This is a genomic window from Staphylococcus durrellii, assembly GCF_015594545.1.
Classification (GTDB): Bacteria; Bacillota; Bacilli; order Staphylococcales; family Staphylococcaceae; genus Staphylococcus; species Staphylococcus durrellii.
Genome location: NZ_JADIIO010000001.1, coordinates 1,306,705 through 1,327,694, shown reverse-complemented (window position 1 = coordinate 1,327,694; position 20,990 = coordinate 1,306,705). Strand labels below are relative to the sequence as shown.

Genomic DNA, 20,990 nt, shown 5'->3' with positions numbered 1-20,990 from the left:
CTACTTAAAATAAGATTGTAAAACTTCAAAAGCTTGCTCGTGTACTTTTTTGTTAACGTGTTGTACGACAGGCTTGCCAAAATCTTCTAATAATACCATTTGCACACCTTCAGAATCATTTTTTTTATCACTCAACATTAAGTTATATAAAATATTAAAATTAAAATCTTTAATAAGATTTAACGGATAATCAAGTGCATTCAGATAATTAATAAAATGTTGAATATCAAAATTATTATTTAGTTGTTTATTAGAGACGATAAATTGATAAATTAGACCTATCATAATCGCATGACCGTGAGGTATTTTGTGATAATACTCAACAGCATGACCGAAAGTATGGCCAAGGTTTAAATATTTACGGACGTTACTTTCTTTTTCATCTTGAATAATAATATTTAATTTAGTCTCGATACCTTTGTAAATATAGTATTCAATATCAGTTAATTGATATAAGCTTTCGCTGTTTTTATATTGATTTTCTAATGTAGTTACAGGAGCCTGATCATTTAATAATGCATGTTTATAAACTTCTGCATAGCCACTTATTACTTCGCTATACGGTAAACTATCTAAAAAGTTCAAATCATAAATAACTGCTTTAGGACGATAAAAAGCGCCAATTAAGTTTTTACCATATTGAGAATTAATGCCTACTTTGCCACCAACACTCGAATCATGAGCTAGGATAGTCGTTGGTACTTGAATAAAGTCAACACCACGCAATAGTGTAGCGGCTAAAAAACCAGTAAAATCACCAGTCGCCCCCCCACCAACAGCAATTAAGCACGTGTCTCTTGTTAAATGTTTGCTAAGTAATGATTCGATTGTTTCTCCATAAAACGATAGTGTTTTCGTATTTTCGCCTGATGGAACGACAATTTTATGAGCGTCATAATCAGTTGTGATGAAGCTTAAAACATTTTCCCACAATTTATTAACTTCAGCATCTACTATCAACACCACATCTTTATATGGTTCAAGATATTGATGAAGTTGTTTTAAAGCATTACGCTCTACGAAAATAGGATAATTATTTGATTGGTACGTAGTTTCTAGTTTCATATACTCACCTATTCATTTTTAAAATTAAATGATTAACATTAATATTCAATATTAAGCAAACGACGTTCTTTAATTTGCTCTTGTAGTTGATCGATATGGTTTGATTGAAACTCTTCTAATAGTGCTTTAGCAATTTCAAATGCTACAACATTTTCGACTACTACGCTTGCCGCTGGTACAGCAGAACTATCAGAACGCTCAATAGACGCTTTGAATGATTCTTTGGTATTAATATCAACAGAATTCAATGGTTTATATAGTGTCGGTATAGGTTTCATTACGCCGTTAACAATAATCGGCATACCATTAGACATTCCGCCTTCAAAGCCACCTAAGTGATTAGAGCCTCTGTAGTAACCATTTGTTTCGTCATATAAGATTTCATCTTGGATTTGGCTACCTGGTTTCTCAGCAGCGTTAAATCCTTCACCGAAACTAACGCCTTTAAACGCATTAATACTTACGACGCCTTGTGCAATTCTACCATCTAATTTGCGATCATAGTGTACGTAACTACCGATACCTACTGGTAAACCATCAACAACTACTTGTACAACGCCGCCTAAAGTGTCGCCAGCTTTTTTAGCTTCATCAATTTTATCTCGCATATCTTGAGCAATACTGTCATCAATGACACGTACATCATTTTTATCTACGCCATTTTTAATTGTTTCTAAATCATATAAACCTTGATCTTTTACGCCACCAATTTCAACAACACGGCTATAAAGGTCAATATCTAATTGCTTTAATAATAATTTAGCAACCGCACCAACTGCAACACGTGCTGCAGTTTCACGAGCAGAAGAACGTTCTAAAACGTTTCTTAAGTCGCGGTGGTTATACTTCATTCCACCGATTAAATCAGCATGACCAGGTCTTGGTTTAGTAATAACACGTTTCATATTTTCACGGTGTTCATCACTAATTGGGTCCGCTCCCATTATATTTCTCCAATGTGAAAAATCATCATTTTTAACGACTAAAGTAATTGGACTACCTAATGTATAGCCATTACGTACACCTGAAACTATTTCTACAGTATCTTTTTCAATTTGCATACGGCGACCACGTCCATAACCACCTTGACGTTTAAACATTTGTTCATTTATATCTTCTACGTTGATTTCTAAATTTGATGGAACGCCCTCAATAATGACTGTTAATTGTGGTCCATGTGACTCACCTGATGTTAAATATCTCATTAATACCCTCTCCGTTCTTTAGTGCTTTAAATTATAATATGTTCTATATCTTATCATATAAATATAGTCATATTAATAGTAATTTTTCGATTTGATAAGTTTTATTTAAATCATTGTTATGGTTGCTTCATCATTTATGTGGCTTTATGTATATTTCTAGCTTTTGCATAAGTTAGTTAATGTAAAAATATTCAAACTATTATAATTTAAGTAAAACATGATTAGAGCGTATGAGTAAAATTAAAACTATTTATTCGTAGATTTTTAAACACTACTCTTCTATTTTAATACTATATATTATAATAATTAAAAAGGATGACTTCTACTAAAATATCTTTGTGAAGTCATCCAATATATTAAACTAACATTATTAGTATAATTATTATTCTATATTATTCATATAACCAAGGATTACGTGGTTGCTCGTAATCACTTAATTCATTTAAATTAAACCATAAGTTAATTTCTTTGTTAGCAGCTTCCACAGAATCAGAACCGTGGATTATGTTTCTACCGACTGTTAAACCTAAATCACCTCTAATAGTTCCAGGTGTAGCTTCTGACGGATTTGTAGAGCCGATGATGTGTCGTGCCACATGAACAGCGTTTTCCCCTTCAACAACCATTGCGAATACTGGAGCAGAAGTTATAAATGAAACTAAGTTGTTGTAGAATGGCTTGTCTACGTGCTCAGCATAATGTGTTTCTGCTAAAGATTTGTCAACAGTCATTATTTTACCACCAACAAGTTTAAGTCCTTTACGTTCTATACGAGAAATAATTTCACCAATCAAGTTACGTTGTACTGCGTCAGGTTTAATCATTAAAAATGTTCTTTCCATTGTGAGTAAATCCCCCTGTGTTTACGTATCAAATATTGTGTTAAAAATATCCAATTAGTATGTCATATTTCACAACACAATAATATAATAACAGTATGTAAAAGCGCTTTCAATGCTTTTCACAAATGTTACACATTTCTTTTACTCATTTTTTGAATTAATTTGTTAAATAAAGTTTGAGCATCTTTATTATTTAGTGAATTAATAAGTGTTACTGCTTTATTTAGATACTTATCACTAATTGCTTGAGCTTCTTTAATACTCTCTGAATTTTTAATTACATTGATACAGTATTCAAAATCTTCTTTTGAACTATCTGGGCATAAAGCAGCAATACGTGCTTTGAATTCTGGATTTTTTCTAATCTCTAATAAAACAGGCAATGTAATGTGACCGTTCATCAAGTCACTACCGACTGGTTTGCCAAGCTTTTTCTCAGTACTAGTGAAGTCAAGTATGTCATCAACAATCTGAAAGCTCATGCCAATATAATGGCCGATAAATTTTAAACGATGTATTGTTTGTTCGTCGGCACCAGAAGCGATTGCTCCAACTTCAGTCGATAATTGTATAAGCAGTGCCGTTTTTCTATTAATACGACGCAAGTAATTTGTTATTGTTTGTTGACTATTAAATTGATCTTGGAATTGAAAAAGTTCGCCTTTGCAAACATCAATAATAGCATTTGAAATGACTGTATGAACGCGATGGTCTGGAATAAAAGAGATGTGTTCTAATGCTAAAGCAAGTAAAAAATTACCGGTTAATATTGCCGTTTGTTGATCCCACTTTTTTGATATAGTTAAGCGTCCCCTACGTGTATCACTTTTATCAATGACGTCATCATGTACAAGTGTCGCCATGTGAATGAGTTCTAAGGCTACGGCTACACGATTAGTATAATTCTCATTTCCCTTACCAAATTGGCTGCTAAGTATAACAAAAGCTGGTCTAACACGTTTGCCCCCGGATAATAATAAATGAAAAGCAGCTTCTTCCAAAACTTTATCATTACTCTTTATCACTTGTTGTAAGCACTTTTCAATTTTTTTAATTTCGTTGTTCATGTTTAACTTTGCCACGTTAATCACCTTTGGTTGTATCGATTTATTTATAGCCAAGGTGCATTGCAGCAACGCCACCTGTATAGCTACGAACTTTTAAATTACTAAAACCTGCTTGATTGAACAAGCGTCTTAATTTTTCTTTATCGGGGAAATTAAATGTTGATTGTTGTAACCATTCATATTCGTCTTTAGATTTTGCAAATATTTTACCGAAAATAGGCATCACGAATTTGAAGTACATTTTATAAAATTGCTTAAACACAGGCATTGTAGGTTGACTTGTTTCTAGACATACTACCATACCACCAGGTTTAAGTACTCTATTTAACTCTTTCAATGTAGCTAAATAATCCGGTACATTACGTAAGCCAAAACCAATCGTGACATAATCAAAAGTATTATCTTCAAAAGGAAGATTCATGGCGTCAGCATGAACTAACTTAATATTATTATACTCTTTTATTTTCTCAGCACCAACAGCTAACATATTTTCACTAAAGTCTACGCCGGTAACTTCTCCTGTATGACCTACTGCCTTACTAAGTGCGATAGTCCAATCTGCCGTTCCACAACATACATCTAATGCCTTACTACCTGGTTTAACATTCATTTCTTTCATTGTATGTTTTCTCCAAATAATATGTTGTTCGAAACTAATGATATTATTTAAACGATCATATTTATTTGAAATGTTTTGAAATACAGTGTGTACTTGTTCTTTTTTAGCTTTGTTTTCAGTCATATTTATTACCTCTTTTATATATAATGAGCATTAATTTTAGATTGTAATTCAGTTAACATATCGTGAGAAAAGTTCTGTAAATAAATTGGTGTTTTTTCTACGATAGATGGAATAAATTGCTTTATAATACCTGGGATTGATACTTCAATTGTAAAGTAGTCGACGGTAATATAAGGGAGTATTGTTTCGATTTTAACTATCGCATCTACTAATTCATCTGTAGTTAATTCTTGATGTTTAATAGATGATTTTAATTCATTGATTGATACAATCGCTTTACTTATTTTATCTTGAAATGATGGTTCGTTTAACTCGGCTAATAACGTATAAAAATGAGCACTCAATAAATCACCGATTAAAATAGAGTGTCTCGATAAATTATTTGCTGAAGTTGTGTCCAGATGACGCATAGCCGTGTCTATTGTGAGGCAAGCTAATTTAGCTTTCGTTGGCAAAGGATATGAATCTAAATACTGACTTAACACTTGGTTAATTTGTATAGGTTCATATTTATTTATGCCAATAAGCCTTTGTGTAATTTGATTTTCTAATATTCTATATGTCGTTTCCATCTTCACACCTCACGTAGTAATCAATATTCATATTAACATTATATAATAAAAATTAAAATGCAGGATGATTGAGTTAACAAGAATTATCGAAAGTTTACTGTAATATTATGCTTTACATAGATTTAAATTATAACATTAAAACGACTATTCATTATATATATATGTATTAAAGTATATGACCAATTAGTGAATGAAAGTGCTATATCATTTGTTTAGCAATACTTAGGCTTTCAATTTAAAGCATATATAAAGACAAAAAAGAAAAGCCCTTATAAAAGGGCTTTTGTTAAGTAAAGAATTATTTAACTGCATCTTTAAGTGCTTTACCAGCTTTGAATGCTGGAACTTTGCTTGCAGGGATTTCAATTTCTTTACCAGTTTGAGGGTTACGGCCTTTACGTGCAGCACGTTCACGTACCTCAAAGTTTCCGAATCCGATTAATTGAACTTTTTCACTTTTAGCAAGTGATGATTGAATAGATTCGAATACTGCGTCAACAGCTAAACCTGCTTGTTTTTTTGTTAAATCAGCTTGATCAGCAACTGAGTTGATTAAATCTGTTTTATTCATTAAAAATTCACCTCCCCTAGGGTTAATAATGATAACTTAATATCATTATGCTATGACTTTAACACAACGATTGTTGGCACTGCAATGATTTATATGCAAAAAACGTTGTAATTATAGGATTTTTATAATAATTTGAGGAAATTTGATAATATAATGTAATTTTACATCGTTATTCTGCTTTCTTTTCGCGTCCCATCAAGTATTTAACGCTGTCATCAACGGGGTTATTTTCGAATAAAACACCATATAGAGTTGATGTAATTGGCATATCAACTTGATGACTTTTAGCTAAGTGATAAACTGATTTAGTTGTATAAATACCCTCAACTACCATATTCATTTCATTTAAAGCTTGATCTACTGATTTACCTTCACCTAGTTTGTATCCTAAGGTGAAATTTCTTGAATGGGTAGAGGTACAAGTAACAATTAAATCACCGATGCCACCTAATCCTAAGAAAGTCATTGGATCTGCGCCTAATGTTTCACCTAACCTACTGATTTCGGCTAAGCCTCGAGTCATGAGTGCGGCTTTAGCATTATCACCAAAGCCCATCCCTTCGATTACGCCACTAGCAACTGCAATAATATTTTTTAAGGCGCCACCAAGTTCCACACCGATTAAGTCATCATTAGTGTATACTCGTAAGTAATCATTCATAAATAAATCTTGAATTAATTTACTTATTTCGCTGTTTTTAGAAGAAGCTGCCACCGTTGTAGGCTGTTTTATAACAACTTCCTCCGCATGGCTTGGCCCTGATAAGACACCTATACCGCCATTATGTGCTTGTGTTAACGAATCTTCAATCATTTCAGATACACGTTTAAATGTGTCATTTTCAATACCTTTTGCGACATGAATAAATACTTTAGAAGATGTTAGTAGTTGGTCGATTTGAGTTACTACTTCTCTAATTGCTTTTGTCGGTAATGCGATTAAATAATAATCTGCATGATTTACCGCTTGTTGTAAGTTGTTAGTTGCGACGATTTGAGCGCTTAATTGAGCGCTTTTTAAATATTTAGTATTACTATGATTTGTGTTAATTTCATTAATGGTAGTTTCATTTTTGCCCCACATGATTACTTCATGACCATTTTCGGCAAGTACATTCGCTAAAGCTGTACCAAAGCTTCCAGTACCAAATACAGTAATATTAGTCATCAATTTCCCCTCCGTGTTTAATTTCTCTTTCTTGGCACGATATGCACTGGTGTCCCTTCAAATCCAAATGCATCACGAATTTGATTTTCTAAATAGCGTTTATAAGAAAAATGCATCAGTTCTACGTCGTTCACAAAGACAATAAATGTAGGTGGTTCGATTGCTACTTGAGTAGCATAAAATACATTTAATCTGCGTCCTTTATCAGTTGGAGTTGGATTCATTGAAATGGCATCAGTTACAACTTCATTTAAAGTAGAACTTTGTACACGTTTTTTATGATTCTCACTAGCTCCTTTAATATATGGGAATAGCGTTTTTAAACGTTGTCGTTCAGTAGCAGACACAAACGCAATCTCAGCATAATCTAAAAATTGGAATTCACGACGCACTTTATCTTTAAATTTTTTCATTGTATTTGTTTCTTTATCGACCGTATCCCATTTGTTAACTACAATAACTATTGCTTTTCCTTCTTCGTGTGCATATCCAGCTACCCGTTTATCTTGCTCGATAATACCTTGTTCGGCATCAATTACTACTAATACAACATTTGAACGTTCTATTGCTTTAAGCGCTCTTAGGACTGAATATTTTTCCGTGGATTCATAGACCTTACCTTTTTTACGCATTCCTGCTGTATCAATCAAAACATAATCCTGATCATCATAAGTATACTGCGTATCCACTGCATCACGAGTTGTACCTGCAACGTTCGACACGATAACTCTCTCTTCGCCTAATATTGCATTAACTAAGCTTGATTTACCTACGTTAGGTCTACCAATAATTGAAAGTCTAATCGTTTCATCATCGTATGGATCTTCTTCCTCATCTTTGAAATGCTCTACTACGGCATCTAGTAAATCTCCTAGACCAAGACCATGTGAACCTGAAATTGGATAAGGCTCTCCAAAGCCTAAAGCGTAAAAATCATAAATCTCGTTACGCATCTCTGGATTGTCTACCTTATTAACAGCTAAAACGACAGGTTTTTTTGATTTATATAACAATTGAGCGACCATTTCATCACTTTGAGTTAATCCTTCTCTAATGTTTACCATAAAAACAATTACATCAGCTTCATCGATTGCAATTTCAGCTTGCGCTCTAATTTGTGTTTGGAATGGCGCGTCACTGATTTCAATACCGCCCGTATCAATAATATTAAATTCATGTGTCAACCATTCCCCGGTAGAATAAATACGGTCTCTCGTTACACCAGGAGTATCTTCTACGATGGAAACACGTTCACCTACTACTCTATTAAAAATTGTAGATTTACCGACATTTGGCCTGCCTACAATTGCAACTATAGGTTTAGTCATAAACTAACTTCCTCTCTATTTTGAATCTCTATAATTTTATCATATGGTAAACATAAAGAAAAAGATATTTTGATAGCCACTATAAATAACGTAAAAATTTTGACATAAATAAAAATCTTGTCTTAAATAATAAGACAAGATTAATTAAAGTTAATATTAAAATTTAAAATCTTTTAATTTATCTCCGAAAACATCACCTAAAGTTGGATTATCTTCTTCGTCATCATTTGAACTTAGATAAGCCTTAGTTGTAGCATCATCGCTTTCTGCTACATCTTCATTAGGCAGCGTCGCTTTAATAGAAAGAGAAATGCGCTCATTTTCTATATCAATACCTAGTATTTTTACGCTTACTACGTCACCAGCTTCTAGTACTTCGCTTGGAGTACCGATATGTTTGTGACTAATTTCAGAAATATGAACTAAACCTTGAACACCTGGCTTAATTTCAACGAAAGCACCAAAGTTTGCTAATCGAGCAACTTTACCTTCGATAACGTCACCTTCGTTAAATTGACCTTGAATTGACTCAAATGGACTAGGTAAAGTATCTTTGATTGATAATGAAATTCTTTCGCTATCTTTATCAACAGATTTTATTTTAACTTTTACGTCATCACCAATAGATACAACGTCTTCAGGTGATTTAACATGTTCGTGAGCTAACTCTGATACGTGAACAAGTCCATCTACGCCACCGATATCAATAAAAGCACCAAAATTAGTTAGACGCGCAACCTTACCATTAATAACATCGCCCTCATTTAGTGATTGCAATAACTCATCTTTTTTCTGAGCATTTGCTACTTCTTCTACAGCTTTTCGACTAAGAATGACACGATTATTTTCAGGATCAAGTTCTTCAACTTTAAGTTTCAATACTTGTCCTTCAAAATCAGAGAAATCTTCAATGAAATCAGTGGAAATTAATGAAGCTGGTACAAAGCCGCGTTGACCAACATCAACGACGAGTCCACCTTTAACTACCTCAGTTACTTTAGCCTCAATAGTTTCATTATTGTCTAACTGTTGTTGTAAAAATTCGTAAGATTTCTCTGTTTCAAGTTGGCGTTTAGATAAAATGTAAGTGCCAGTTTCGTTTTCTTCGTCAATTTCAATTTTAGTTACATAAGCACCAATTTCATCGCCTACTTTAACTGCATCATTAGGGCTATCAATATGGTGTGTTGATAATTGACTGATAGGAATAATACCACTGAACTTACCACCATTAACGTCTATAATGACTTGCTTGTCTTCAATAGAACGTACTTCTCCGGTAACTTTGTCACCTTCTTTAATGTCATTAATCATTGATTCATTGAATTCTTCCGTCATCTTGTCTGCCTCCTTATTACACTACATAATTATAACATCTTACAAAGTCACTAAATTGTCAAGAAATACCACTTTAATTAAGGTGACATTTCAAATAGTTAAAATTTTAAATAACTCAATATATATCAAGTCAAAATTTAGTTGATTATTTTAACTATTGCAATTAACTTTATTTGATAGATATTATTTAATTACCCTAATACAAATAAATAATAAACGTAGCATGCTATTTTTTAAAATAGTTATAATATTGGATTGACAATTTGTTTTATTTAATTTGCTCGACCATATTTAAAATTTCGTCAGTCACTGCTTCAATTGACTTACCTGTTGTATCTAATACAACCGCATCATCAGCTTTTTTTAAAGGGGAAATCTCACGATTCATGTCATAATTATCTCGAGTTTCAATTTCGTCTTTAAGTTGTTCTAGGTTAGACTCTATTCCTCTTAATTCATTATCTTTTTGTCTGCGTTCAGCACGTTCTTCAACTGATGCAATCATATATACTTTTAAATCTGCATTTGGTAAAACTACCGTGCCAATATCTCGTCCGTCCATTACTATACCTTTCTTGCTAGCTAATTCTTGTTGTTTTGCTACTGCAAATGCACGTACTTGTTCTTTTGATGCCACGTAAGAAACGTTATTTGTCACATCGTTTTCTCTTAAAAAGTCGGTAACGTCAGTGTCGTTTAAAATTATACGTTGACCTTTTTCCGCATCATAAGTTAAAGATAATTGAGTGCTATTAATCAAATTTGTGAAATCTTCATCTTTATTACATTGTAAATATTTGTAAGTTATAGCTCGATACATAGCGCCTGTATCGACGTATATCATTGATAATTTTGCCGCAACTAATTTTGCGATTGTGCTTTTACCTGCTGCAGCCGGACCATCTAAAGCAATATTTATTAATTTCATTGTAAGAAACCCTTCCTTGTTGTTTTATGAATAATATTTTATCATAAATATGTATTTTAAAACTAGGAGGAAACTATACATGAAAAAACTTCTTGTTATTCATACCGGTGGGACGATTAGCATGTCTCAAGATGAATCCAATAAAGTAATAACTAACGACGATAATCCAATTACTAAACATGCACAATTCATAGGTCAATATGCAGAAGTTACAGAGATTACTCCCATTAATATTCCCTCTCCTCATATGCAAATTATTGATGTGCAACAATTGAAGCATGTTATTGATCAAGCTGAAGAAGAGCAAACTTATGATGGTTATGTCATAACGCATGGTACGGATACACTTGAGGAGACAGCGTATTTACTAGATTTAACTTTAAAAGTATCTAAACCAATTGTTATTACAGGTGCGATGCGTTCTTCTAATGAAATAGGATCAGATGGTTTATATAATTTTATTGCTGCAATTAGAGTAGCAACTACAGATGAAGCTCAGAATATGGGGGTTATGGTTGTATTTAATGATGAAATACATACTGCGCGAAACGTAACAAAAACACATACCTCTAATACAAATACTTTTCAAAGCCCTAACCATGGTCCGTTAGGGGTCGTAACTAAAAATAGCGTTCAGTTTCACCATAGACCTTTTGATAAAAAAGTGTTGTCTAACATTGATCACGAGCTGAGCATTCCCCTAGTAAAAGCTTATATGGGTATGAATAATGATGTATTAAATTTTCATAGCGAAAATGAAGTGGATGGTCTTATTATAGAAGCACTTGGACAAGGGAATTTACCACCAACTTGTTTAGATGGATTGCAAGCTTGCTTAAATAAAAATATACCTATTGTTTTAGTATCTAGATCATTTAATGGCATTGTAGGTCCTATTTATGCATACGAAGGCGGAGGTGTAACATTAGCAGAAAAGGGTGTTATATTCTCAAATGGCTTGAATGGACCCAAAGCACGCTTAAAATTATTAGTAGGACTAAGTAATCAACTAACTGCGCGACAGTTAAAAACATATTTTGAGTCCCAACTATAAAAAAGATTGTGTCTATAAAAGACACAATCTTTTTTTATGTTTCGAGCGGTGTTTGCTTTTTAGATAGTATACTTTGTGTAATTATACCACCATGATACTTACCATTTTCTATAAAAATCGTATTAGCATCATTACCAGCGGCAATAACGCCAGCAATGAAACAATTTTCGATATTCGTTTCGTATGTCTCTTTATTATAAACAGGCGCAGTACCATAGTCATTCGTATTGATTTCAATGCCGATTGATTCTAAGAAATCATAATCTGGATGATAACCAATCATGGCAAATACATAATCATTCGAAATTTCATACGTTTGTCCATTTTGTTCATATACTACTGTTTCTTCTGTTACTTTTACGACATCAGTATCAAATAGCATCTCTATTTTTTCATTACGTACTAATGATTCGAAATTTGGTAATATCCATGGTTTTATTGCTTTTGGATATTCATTGCCACGATAAATAACAGTAACGTTTGCCCCCGCCTTTTCTAATTCTAACGCAGCATCAACAGCTGAGTTTTTGCCACCTATAATGACTACGTCTTGATTAAAATATGGGTGTGCTTCTTTGAAATAATGCTTGACTTTAGGCAATTCAGCACCTTCAACTTCTAATTGATTATGTTGACCGTAATAACCTGTCGCTACTGTTAAAAATCTACATTCGTAAACATCTTTGGTAGTCGTAATAGTAAAACGATTATTTATTTTCTTTACAGTTAGCACTTCTTCAAAGGCATGAATATTTAGTTGATGATGTTTTACCACTTCTCTATAGTAAACTAATGCTTGATTTCTACGTGGTTTGCTTTCTTCAACTATAAACGGAATATCTCCGATACTTAATTTATCACTTGAAGAAAAAAATGTTTGATGTGTTGGATAATTATAAATTGCTTCAACAACATTGCCTTTTTCAATTACTAAGGTTTCAATTCCTTTTTTCTTTTGTTCTATGGCAGCACTTAGACCACATGGTCCGCCACCGATGATGATACTTTCTACCGTTTGCATATGCTTATGCCTCCTTTAATCACCAGTATATTATACCAATTATGAGATGAATTCCAAACATTAGATATTGAAAATATAATAAATTATCACTAATTCGAACTGATAGTACTAATTTTTTATAAATTTTTATAAAATAATTACTTCTATAAAGCTCTTTTAAGCTCATTTAATAAAAAAAGAGGAAAATCATATGAAATGATTTTCCTCTAATGATCATATTAAATTTCTGTCTTATTGTGGAATTACAAGACGTTGGCCGTTATGAATGTCATTACCTTGAATGTTGTTAGCTTTTCTAATTTTTTCAACATTTTCTGGTGAACCTTCACCGTAATATTGAATTGCAATTCTGTATAAGTTTTGACCTTCTACCGTATGCGTACGTTGTCCTTGACTGTTATTTTGAGAATTGCTGCTGTTTGAAGCGTTTTGATTTGAGTTAGCATTTTGATCAGATTGATTGTTTTGTTGAGATTGACTATTCTGTTGGTCTTGACTATTATTATCTGATGCATTTGAATTATTGTCATCACTAGATTGATTATCAGCAGATGAATTATTGTCATTACCAGATTGATTATCAGCAGATGAATTATTGTTATCACCAGATTGATTATCAGTAGATGAATTATTGTCACTGTCTGAACCACTGTTGTTATTGCCATTATCGCTGTCTTTGTTAGCTTTGTCATCACTATCGTTTTTGTCTTTGTCGCTATCAGATTTCTTATCTTTGTTAGAGTCTTTATCTGATTTTTGTGCAGTTTTATTATCATCAGATTTATCACTACCGTTGTTACCACCTGTTAAGGCCATACCTGCAAAAATAGCGATAGCTGCTAATATTAATAAGGCTGCTAATATTGGTAATAACTTAGCTAAGAAGCTCTTCTTTTTGTTACCGTTATTATCATCATTATTATTGTCATTGTTATTGTTATTGTTATTACCATTATTACCAGAACCACCATTATTGGCACCTGAACCACTAGCTTTAGCAGCAGTTGCGCTACCTGCAGCAGCTGCTCCAGTTCCAGCAACTGCACCGCCTAAGCCAGCTTTTTTAGATTTATTTGTATTTTCTGTTTCATCTTTTGTATCTTTGTTCTCATTGGTGTCATCATCTTTTTCATTAGAATCATGTTTAACATCAGAACTTTCATTTTTGTTATCCTGATGTTTCTTAGCTGCATAAGCGCCAGCACCTGCAGCTGCAGCACCACCACCTGCGACTGCAGCACCTTTTTTGCCTTTTTTAGAATCATTATTTTTTTGTTCATCATCAAGATGATTTTTGTCGTCGAAATCTTCATTATCATCTTTAGCTGAATGTTCTTCATTTGGATTTGGCTGCTTGTTGTTGTCGTCGTGATGTAAATCCTTAGAATCTTTAGAAGATTCTACTGCAGAACCACCTACTACACCACCAGCAACCCCTTTGCCGGCACCGTTACTAGCTTCTTGGTTGTTTTCATCAGTAGTATTATTTTCATCAGTATTTTGAGCGTCTGACTCTTGTGAATCATGCTCTTCATCATGTAATGAGTCTTGTTCGTCTTCTTGTTGATTTGTAGCGGTATTTCTACTACGTTGTCTACGTTGCGCATTTCTTGGAGGGAATTGTTCATCTGCTTTTTCGCTAGCATTATCAGTATGTTGTTCTGAATCTTGTTCAATTGAGTCGTCTGATTTGTCATTATGCTCAGTTGGATCAATTGATTGACGATTTTTTTCAAAATCGTCTCTAAAATTATTATTAGACAAAATCATCATCCTTCCTTTTTAGTTTTTTATACAAAGTTATACCCTACTTAATGGTAAATATGTATGTGAAATAAATGAAAATACAATAAAACCCTTTTATAGATTGTATTATAGCTTGTTTTAAAAAGTGAAGTAAAGTAATTATATATTAATTGAATAAATTCTGTAACTTCTCATTATAATCCATTTTTCGTTTTACTTTTTTTTTATTATATATTGTTAATTTTTTCAAATGTGTATCATTATCACAACAATAAGATGGTTTCTTAATATTGTATTCACCAAAATAAGCTAGTAAAAAACTACGTCGACATGTATCTAGCATTTTATAATTAATCATTTTTTTATATGCTAATTGTTTTCTTTGCAACGATTTGTTAAATATAGTGGTCAACTCATGAATGGAATAATAACTACTTAATGTTTCTAACATTTCTAATTTAATTGGATCGATTAAATCTCCGGTCTCAAATAATGCTATATCATCTGAAGTTACACTATCTGTAAAAAGTAGAGTTTCTAATAAATAGCTGTCATCAGGTTGATACAGACTGATTGCTTGGCTTATCTCACCATCACGACCAGCCCTACCTATCTCTTGCATATAGCTGGAAGGGCTTGTAGGTATATGAAAATGTATAATCGTTCTAATATCTTTTTTATTAATACCCATTCCAAAAGCACTTGTAGCTACGATTATAGGAATTTCATTGCTTATAAACTGATGTTGTACTGTATGTCTTTCTTGATAAGATAAATCTCCATGGTATATACCTGTTAAGTAGCCTTCATCATAAATAGCTTGTGCTAAACTTAAACATATTTTCTTGGAGGAAACATAAATAATAGTTGGTCCAGAATTTTTAATAAAATCCAATAACCATGTTAACTTTGTTTCATCACTGTCAAAATTTAAATGTGACAGTGATATATTATCTCTATTCATGGTCGTTTTAATTTCTGTTAAATTAGCATTTAACATGTGATTAATGTCATTAAGTAAATAAGGTTGGGCGGTTGCTGTCAAAGCTAATATAGTTGCCTGAGGAAATTGGCGTGTGATTTTTCCTATTAGCGCATAATGTGGTCTGAAATCGTAGCCCCACTCGGATAAACAATGAGCTTCGTCTAAAACGATGAGCCCCAAGTCTAACTTAGTTAATAATTTTGCGTTGAAAGGTTGTAATAAAAATTCAGGGCTTAAAAAGATAAAACGACTGGATTTTATTTTTGCTAGATTATATTGTCTTTCTTGTTCATCCATTCCTGAGTGAACGCAGCTGACCGATGTTTCACCATTTATTTTCATTTGCATAACCTGATCGTCCATAAGGGAAATTAATGGTGAAACAACTAAAGTAGGTTTTTTATTAATATAGGTTGGTAACTGATAGCATAAACTTTTACCACTACCAGTAGGTAAAATACCTAAAGTATGTTTATGGTTTAATACATTTGAAATTATTTCTTCTTGTCCCTTTTTAAAACTTTCAAATCCAAACCATTTTTTGAGTGCTTCATGTAACATTGAAATCACCTCTCTCTATACCTATAATCATTAATTTAAGTTGAAAATAACTATATGCTGGAAAATATTCTTTAAATAAACGTAAGCGTTCGTCACGATGGGCTAAATAATATGGCCAAAACTCCGTAATAGCTTCTTCAGAAATATATATATGATAATCTTTTAAATAACCTTTTATAAATAATTCTAATAAATGATCCTCTATTGTGTTTATCTTTACGTTTTGATGCTGTTGTATTTGTGTAATGGAATAACCACGAGTCAAACAATTTAATGTTACTTCCGTTTTGTTTAGTAGTGATGGGAGTACAATTAAGTTATTTAATATCGGATAATTGTTTATATCTTCTAATTGATTTATCAATGTAATTAATTCTTTATATTCTACTTCTTTTAAATGGTGGTGAGGAATATTTTCAATTAAACTTACTTGTTGTCTTGTATACATGCTTTCTTCATAACCTTGTAGATAGTAGTGTAAGTACGTTTGTCCATTTTGTTGATAAAGTTTCGAAAATAACTGCTTTAGTTCCTCTTTATATTGGTCAAATAAATTTTGATCTTTAATATATGTATAAATATTTTTTACACGTTGCTGGATAAATTGATGTTGCGAAGTTGGTATAAAGTGATTATAATCATGCTCTATGTTCGAGACGGTTTGCGTCAATAACTGAATGGCACTAAAAGTATTGATTAAACTGTCGTATGTAAATCTAGGGTTAGTTATTAACTCAAAATTTTTATCTAATTTACTAATGTCGTTAGAAAATCGCTCAAATGACGGATATTTTAAGTTAGGTAAGCTGTGATATAATGAAAGTAGATTTTGACTTGCAGCATCAAAAAACGTTTGATGTGACTTTTTGCCTGTGATAATATTATATATGCTTTTTTGTGATTTATAGTCGTGTGCTTGTGACTGCACAAAATGAATTATATTATACATGGGATACTCCTCGTTATTTATAAACAAAAAAATTTGAAAAATCGTAACTCGATAACTACAATATTAATTGTGATATTAGTGTAGCATTTTTGTCAAAGGAGGCGAAGAAATTGGCTAAATATACAATAGTTGATATGGATACATGTATAGCATGTGGAGCTTGTGGTGCCGCTGCCCCTGATATATATGACTACGATGATGAAGGTATAGCTTACGTTATACTTGATGACAACAAAGGAACAGCTGAAGTGCCTGAAGAACTATATGAGGATATGGAAGATGCGCTTGAAGGATGTCCTACAGATTCAATTAAAATTGAAGAAGAATCATTTGATGGAGATCCATTAAAATTTGAATAAATGATACATTTAATTATTTAAGTTATATATCTTGTAATGAGAGGACGTTAATACTGACGTTCTCTCTTTTTTTACAAAAAAAGCAGTAGAATCTACTCTACCACTTAGCAATTATCCTTTATTAACTTAATACTTTTTTAAGTCTCTTATATAATAAAATAAATATTAATGAAACAACGATACCTTTAATAATATTGAATGGTATTATGCCAGATACCACTACTACTTTAACGTTGTGTACTACGTCGTTTAGGTTCATTATCATACCATATAATGGTAATAATACGAAATAGTTTAGAATACTTAAAACGATGGTCATGACAATCGTACCACTTGCCAAACCTACGATTAAAGATCGAATAGATTGTTTATCTTTAGTTACAAAATAAGCTACTAATAAAAGTGAAGCGGCAGCAAAGAAATTAGCTATTGGACCAATAGGGTCTCCAATATTAAATAAAAATGTAAGCAGGTTCTTAATAAATTCAACAATTAATCCTGCTACTGGGCCTAAAGTAAATGTAGCTAATAACCCTGGAACATCACTCACGTCTAATGTTAAATACGGGGGTAAAAATGGTATAGGAAATTTTAAAAAAGTTAAAATAAAAGCAATAGCACTTAACATGCTTATTGTAATCAATTTTTTTTGATTGTTGTGCATATTCAATTTTCTCCTTCCAATTCAATATACATAGAATAAAAGGATAAAATTATGAATATATCCTCCTCTTCTTTTCATTAGTTAAATTATTTATTGAAATTTATATTAGCATGAAACAACTATTTATGTCACTTTATTGGTTTATAATTATATTTTATAAATCACTTCAAATTATAATTATAATGGACTCTGTGTCCAGTAAGAATCAAAATTAAATACCTACTTTAAAAGTCATAATAAATCACTAATTAAAACAAGCCCATATTAACAATCAGAATCGCTAAAAAGGGCTTGTTTTAATTAACTGCATACTTCATTATTTTGGTAACTTAATAATAAAAGTTGTACCTTTACCTAAATTACTTTTAACGTCGATACTACCACCATGTCCTTCTATAATCATTTTACAAATGAATAGACCCAGTCCAGTACCTTGCTTACCTCTTTTTCTTGAGGCGTCTACTTTATAAAAGCGGTCGAATACTTGTTTTAGATGTTCTGGTGCAATACCTGTACCAGTATCTTGAATATATAGGATATCAGTATATTCGTCAGCGCCACAAGTTATAGTAATCTTATCGTCTGATTCAGTATAACGTGTAGCATTATCTATTAAGTTCGTGAGAACTTGTTCCATTCGGTCAGAATCATAATACCATTCATGTCCATCCGTTTGAGGATTCAAGTTCATATTGAGTTGTAGATCTGAAGCCAACTGTTTATATTTTTGTTGCATCTTATTAAGTAGACTATCAATAGGTTGATGTTCTTTATTAACAGTAAGCCCTTCGGCATCCATACGAGCCACGTTTAACAATTCATTGACTAATCGATTAAGTCGCTTCGTTTCATCTAGTACTATAGAAAGTGAATCTTTTATTTCTTCTGGTTCAGTTACTATGCCATCTACAATAGATTCAGTATAACCTTGAAGTAATGAAATGGGTGTACGTAATTCATGTGAAACATTAGCTATAAAATCCTTTTTCAATTGATCTAAGTTATGTTCGTTTGTCATATCCCGTATAATTGCCACTATGCCACTACGACCATCAGGTTGAATTTGTTTGATATAACTCATAATAATAACAAAATAACGAGAATTTATTTCATATTCTTCAAATTGAGTGATTTTTTTCTTAACTGTGAGTTCATTTTGAGCATCTAATTTGGTTAACGAATCTTTGTCCATAGATTGAATGATATTTTTAGCCATGTCATTCGAGAGTATCACTTCTTTTTTATCATTGAACCCAATAACACCTTCTACCATGGAATTAATTAAACTGTCTCTAATATTTTTTGAAGAAGAAAGCGCATCTACGTGACGTTGAATTTCATAACTCATCGTATTAAAAGCGCGTGATAATTCACCAATTTCATCTTTAGAAGTAATGGTAGATGTTTGTTTATATTGGCCTTTCGATACTTCAATAGCTTGAGATCTCAATTCTCTTAGTGGTTTTGTAATTCTTGATGATAAGAAGAAAGCAAATACCGTTGTAATTGCTAAGAAAATCACTGCAATAATTAATATAATAACGGTAATTACATTATTGGTTTCCTCGACACCTTTTAAATTCTGGTATATGAATACGCCACTGTATTTACTTTTAACATCATTATTTATAGGTTTAGTTGGATAACCAATTAGCACATAAGTTCGTTTTTCACCATTAACATTTATGGTCACATGTTCTGAATTTTTTTGTCCTTTATCGAAGATTTTGTTGTAATTTGAATCTGTCTTAACAGCATCAAACATTTGCCTTTTAACTTTATTATTTTTAGGTTCTGCCATATGTTTATCAGATATTATAATTAAACCAACAGGTCCTTCGATTAATTTATGACTATACTCAATAGCAGTATCTTTATTTTTTGATTCATTGACTAGTTGACTTACTTGTTTCGCATCTTGTAATAGTGATTTTTCAGTATCTTGAGTGAAATAAGATTGTATAAATGTGATAAGAGCAGCACTTAATAAAATTAAAACTGTCGTTACTATAAAAATTATAGTTAACCACAGTTTTATGACTACATTATTCAGCCGATTCATCATTTGATTTTACCTCGAATTTATAGCCAACGCCCCATACAGTTTGAATCATTTGTGCTGCATCACCAGAAACACGATTAAGTTTTTCTCTTAATCGTTTTACGTGTGTGTCCACCGTTCTTAAATCACCATAAAATTCATAATGCCAAACTTCTTTTAATAATTGTTCGCGATCAAACACTTTATTAGGTGTTTTAGCCAAGAAAATTAATAATTCATATTCTTTTGGTGTTAAATTGACTTGTTTATCGTCAGCTAATACACGATGTGCATCATTATCAATTGTTAAATGATTAAATTCAATTAAATCTTTAGCGTGCGGTTCACTTTGTTCACTTGTAGTTACTTGAGTGCGTCTTAATAAGGCTTTTAATCGCAAGACTACTTCACGAGGTGAGAAAGGTTTAACTATATAGTCGTCAGCACCTGTTTCAAAACCTTCAACTCTATTTGTTTCTTCACCTTTGGCAGTAAGCATTATAATCGGTGTTTCTTTATGTTCTCTTAAGCGTGATGCCACAGTTATACCATCCATCTCTGGCAACATTAAATCCAATAAGATACAAGCATAATCATGGTTCATCGCTTTTTCATACGCCTCTTTACCATCTTTTGCTTCATCAATCTCAAAAGATTCTCTTTCAAGATATAATTTCAGTAATCTTCTAATTCTATCTTCATCGTCTACCACAAGAATTTGATTTGGCAATATAAATACCTCCCACACATGTTTACATTTCCTATTCATATTAATTATAGCATA

General features: G+C 32.1%; 20 protein-coding genes. 2 read left to right on the top strand and 18 right to left on the bottom strand.

All coding sequences use genetic code 11. The annotated features are described in order from the left end of the window. The 11 genes from aroB to cmk form a co-directional block, all read right to left on the bottom strand. On the bottom strand, positions 1-1,065 hold the full coding sequence (aroB, locus tag ISP02_RS06480; RefSeq protein WP_195720771.1) for a 3-dehydroquinate synthase: 1,065 nt from the start codon (positions 1,063-1,065) through the stop codon (positions 1-3). A 38-nt stretch (positions 1,066-1,103) separates the two neighbouring features. Beyond that, positions 1,104-2,270, bottom strand: coding sequence for a chorismate synthase (gene aroC / locus ISP02_RS06475; protein ID WP_195720770.1), 1,167 nt, complete (start codon positions 2,268-2,270; stop codon positions 1,104-1,106). A gap of 392 nt (positions 2,271-2,662) precedes the next feature. Continuing rightward, positions 2,663-3,112, bottom strand: coding sequence for a nucleoside-diphosphate kinase (gene ndk, locus ISP02_RS06470; protein WP_195720769.1), 450 nt, complete (start codon positions 3,110-3,112; stop codon positions 2,663-2,665). 128 nt (positions 3,113-3,240) lie between these two features. Then, positions 3,241-4,194, bottom strand: coding sequence for a polyprenyl synthetase family protein (locus tag ISP02_RS06465; RefSeq protein ID WP_195720768.1), 954 nt, complete (start codon positions 4,192-4,194; stop codon positions 3,241-3,243). A 25-nt stretch (positions 4,195-4,219) separates the two neighbouring features. Next, entirely contained in the window at positions 4,220-4,921 is a 702-nt protein-coding gene (locus ISP02_RS06460) for a demethylmenaquinone methyltransferase (RefSeq protein ID WP_195720767.1), read from the bottom strand. Positions 4,922-4,935: 14 nt separating this feature from the next. After that, complete coding sequence (locus tag ISP02_RS06455) at positions 4,936-5,493, bottom strand: heptaprenyl diphosphate synthase component 1 (RefSeq protein ID WP_195720766.1); 558 nt, start codon at positions 5,491-5,493, stop codon at positions 4,936-4,938. A 298-nt stretch (positions 5,494-5,791) separates the two neighbouring features. Continuing rightward, positions 5,792-6,064 carry an HU family DNA-binding protein gene (locus tag ISP02_RS06450; protein ID WP_048793653.1) on the bottom strand — a complete coding sequence of 91 codons (273 nt, stop codon included), beginning with the start codon at positions 6,062-6,064 and terminating at the stop codon, positions 5,792-5,794. 169 nt (positions 6,065-6,233) lie between these two features. Continuing rightward, positions 6,234-7,232, bottom strand: coding sequence for an NAD(P)H-dependent glycerol-3-phosphate dehydrogenase (locus ISP02_RS06445; protein WP_195720765.1), 999 nt, complete (start codon positions 7,230-7,232; stop codon positions 6,234-6,236). Positions 7,233-7,249: 17 nt separating this feature from the next. After that, the gene (gene der / locus ISP02_RS06440) at positions 7,250-8,560 is read right to left on the bottom strand and encodes a ribosome biogenesis GTPase Der (protein WP_195720764.1); all 1,311 of its coding nucleotides are present in this window, start codon (positions 8,558-8,560) and stop codon (positions 7,250-7,252) included. Positions 8,561-8,716: 156 nt separating this feature from the next. Next, a complete protein-coding gene (gene rpsA / locus ISP02_RS06435; RefSeq protein WP_195720763.1) occupies positions 8,717-9,898 on the bottom strand; it encodes a 30S ribosomal protein S1 in 1,182 nt (393 codons plus the stop codon). A gap of 268 nt (positions 9,899-10,166) precedes the next feature. Beyond that, positions 10,167-10,826: a (d)CMP kinase gene (gene cmk / locus ISP02_RS06430; RefSeq protein ID WP_195720762.1), complete on the bottom strand. Its 660-nt coding sequence runs from the start codon at positions 10,824-10,826 to the stop codon at positions 10,167-10,169. Positions 10,827-10,905: 79 nt separating this feature from the next. On the opposite strand from cmk, the gene ISP02_RS06425 reads away from it, so the two are divergent. Further along, entirely contained in the window at positions 10,906-11,880 is a 975-nt protein-coding gene (locus ISP02_RS06425; RefSeq protein ID WP_195720761.1) for an asparaginase, read from the top strand. A 34-nt stretch (positions 11,881-11,914) separates the two neighbouring features. Here the strand turns inward: ISP02_RS06425 and ypdA are convergent, their stop codons facing one another. The 4 genes from ypdA to ISP02_RS06405 form a co-directional block, all read right to left on the bottom strand. After that, positions 11,915-12,901, bottom strand: coding sequence for a bacillithiol disulfide reductase YpdA (ypdA, locus tag ISP02_RS06420; RefSeq protein ID WP_195720760.1), 987 nt, complete (start codon positions 12,899-12,901; stop codon positions 11,915-11,917). A 231-nt stretch (positions 12,902-13,132) separates the two neighbouring features. Then, entirely contained in the window at positions 13,133-14,671 is a 1,539-nt protein-coding gene (ebpS, locus tag ISP02_RS06415) for an elastin-binding protein EbpS (protein ID WP_195720759.1), read from the bottom strand. Between the two features lie 142 nt (positions 14,672-14,813). Continuing rightward, positions 14,814-16,193 carry a RecQ family ATP-dependent DNA helicase gene (locus tag ISP02_RS06410; RefSeq protein WP_195720758.1) on the bottom strand — a complete coding sequence of 460 codons (1,380 nt, stop codon included), beginning with the start codon at positions 16,191-16,193 and terminating at the stop codon, positions 14,814-14,816. Beyond that, positions 16,183-17,142 (bottom strand): helix-turn-helix domain-containing protein, encoded by a 960-nt coding sequence (locus ISP02_RS06405; RefSeq protein ID WP_195720757.1) that lies wholly within the window; start codon positions 17,140-17,142, stop codon positions 16,183-16,185. The genes ISP02_RS06410 and ISP02_RS06405 overlap by 11 nt, the downstream gene beginning before the upstream one ends. A gap of 110 nt (positions 17,143-17,252) precedes the next feature. On the opposite strand from ISP02_RS06405, the gene ISP02_RS06400 reads away from it, so the two are divergent. Next, positions 17,253-17,501: a ferredoxin gene (locus ISP02_RS06400; protein WP_195720756.1), complete on the top strand. Its 249-nt coding sequence runs from the start codon at positions 17,253-17,255 to the stop codon at positions 17,499-17,501. A 121-nt stretch (positions 17,502-17,622) separates the two neighbouring features. Here the strand turns inward: ISP02_RS06400 and ISP02_RS06395 are convergent, their stop codons facing one another. The 3 genes from ISP02_RS06395 to ISP02_RS06385 form a co-directional block, all read right to left on the bottom strand. Then, on the bottom strand, positions 17,623-18,165 hold the full coding sequence (locus ISP02_RS06395) for an ECF transporter S component (protein ID WP_195720755.1): 543 nt from the start codon (positions 18,163-18,165) through the stop codon (positions 17,623-17,625). A gap of 316 nt (positions 18,166-18,481) precedes the next feature. Beyond that, on the bottom strand, positions 18,482-20,230 hold the full coding sequence (locus tag ISP02_RS06390) for an ATP-binding protein (protein ID WP_195720754.1): 1,749 nt from the start codon (positions 20,228-20,230) through the stop codon (positions 18,482-18,484). Beyond that, a complete protein-coding gene (locus ISP02_RS06385) occupies positions 20,211-20,936 on the bottom strand; it encodes a response regulator transcription factor (RefSeq protein WP_195720753.1) in 726 nt (241 codons plus the stop codon). The genes ISP02_RS06390 and ISP02_RS06385 overlap by 20 nt, the downstream gene beginning before the upstream one ends. Positions 20,937-20,990 lie beyond the last annotated feature (54 nt).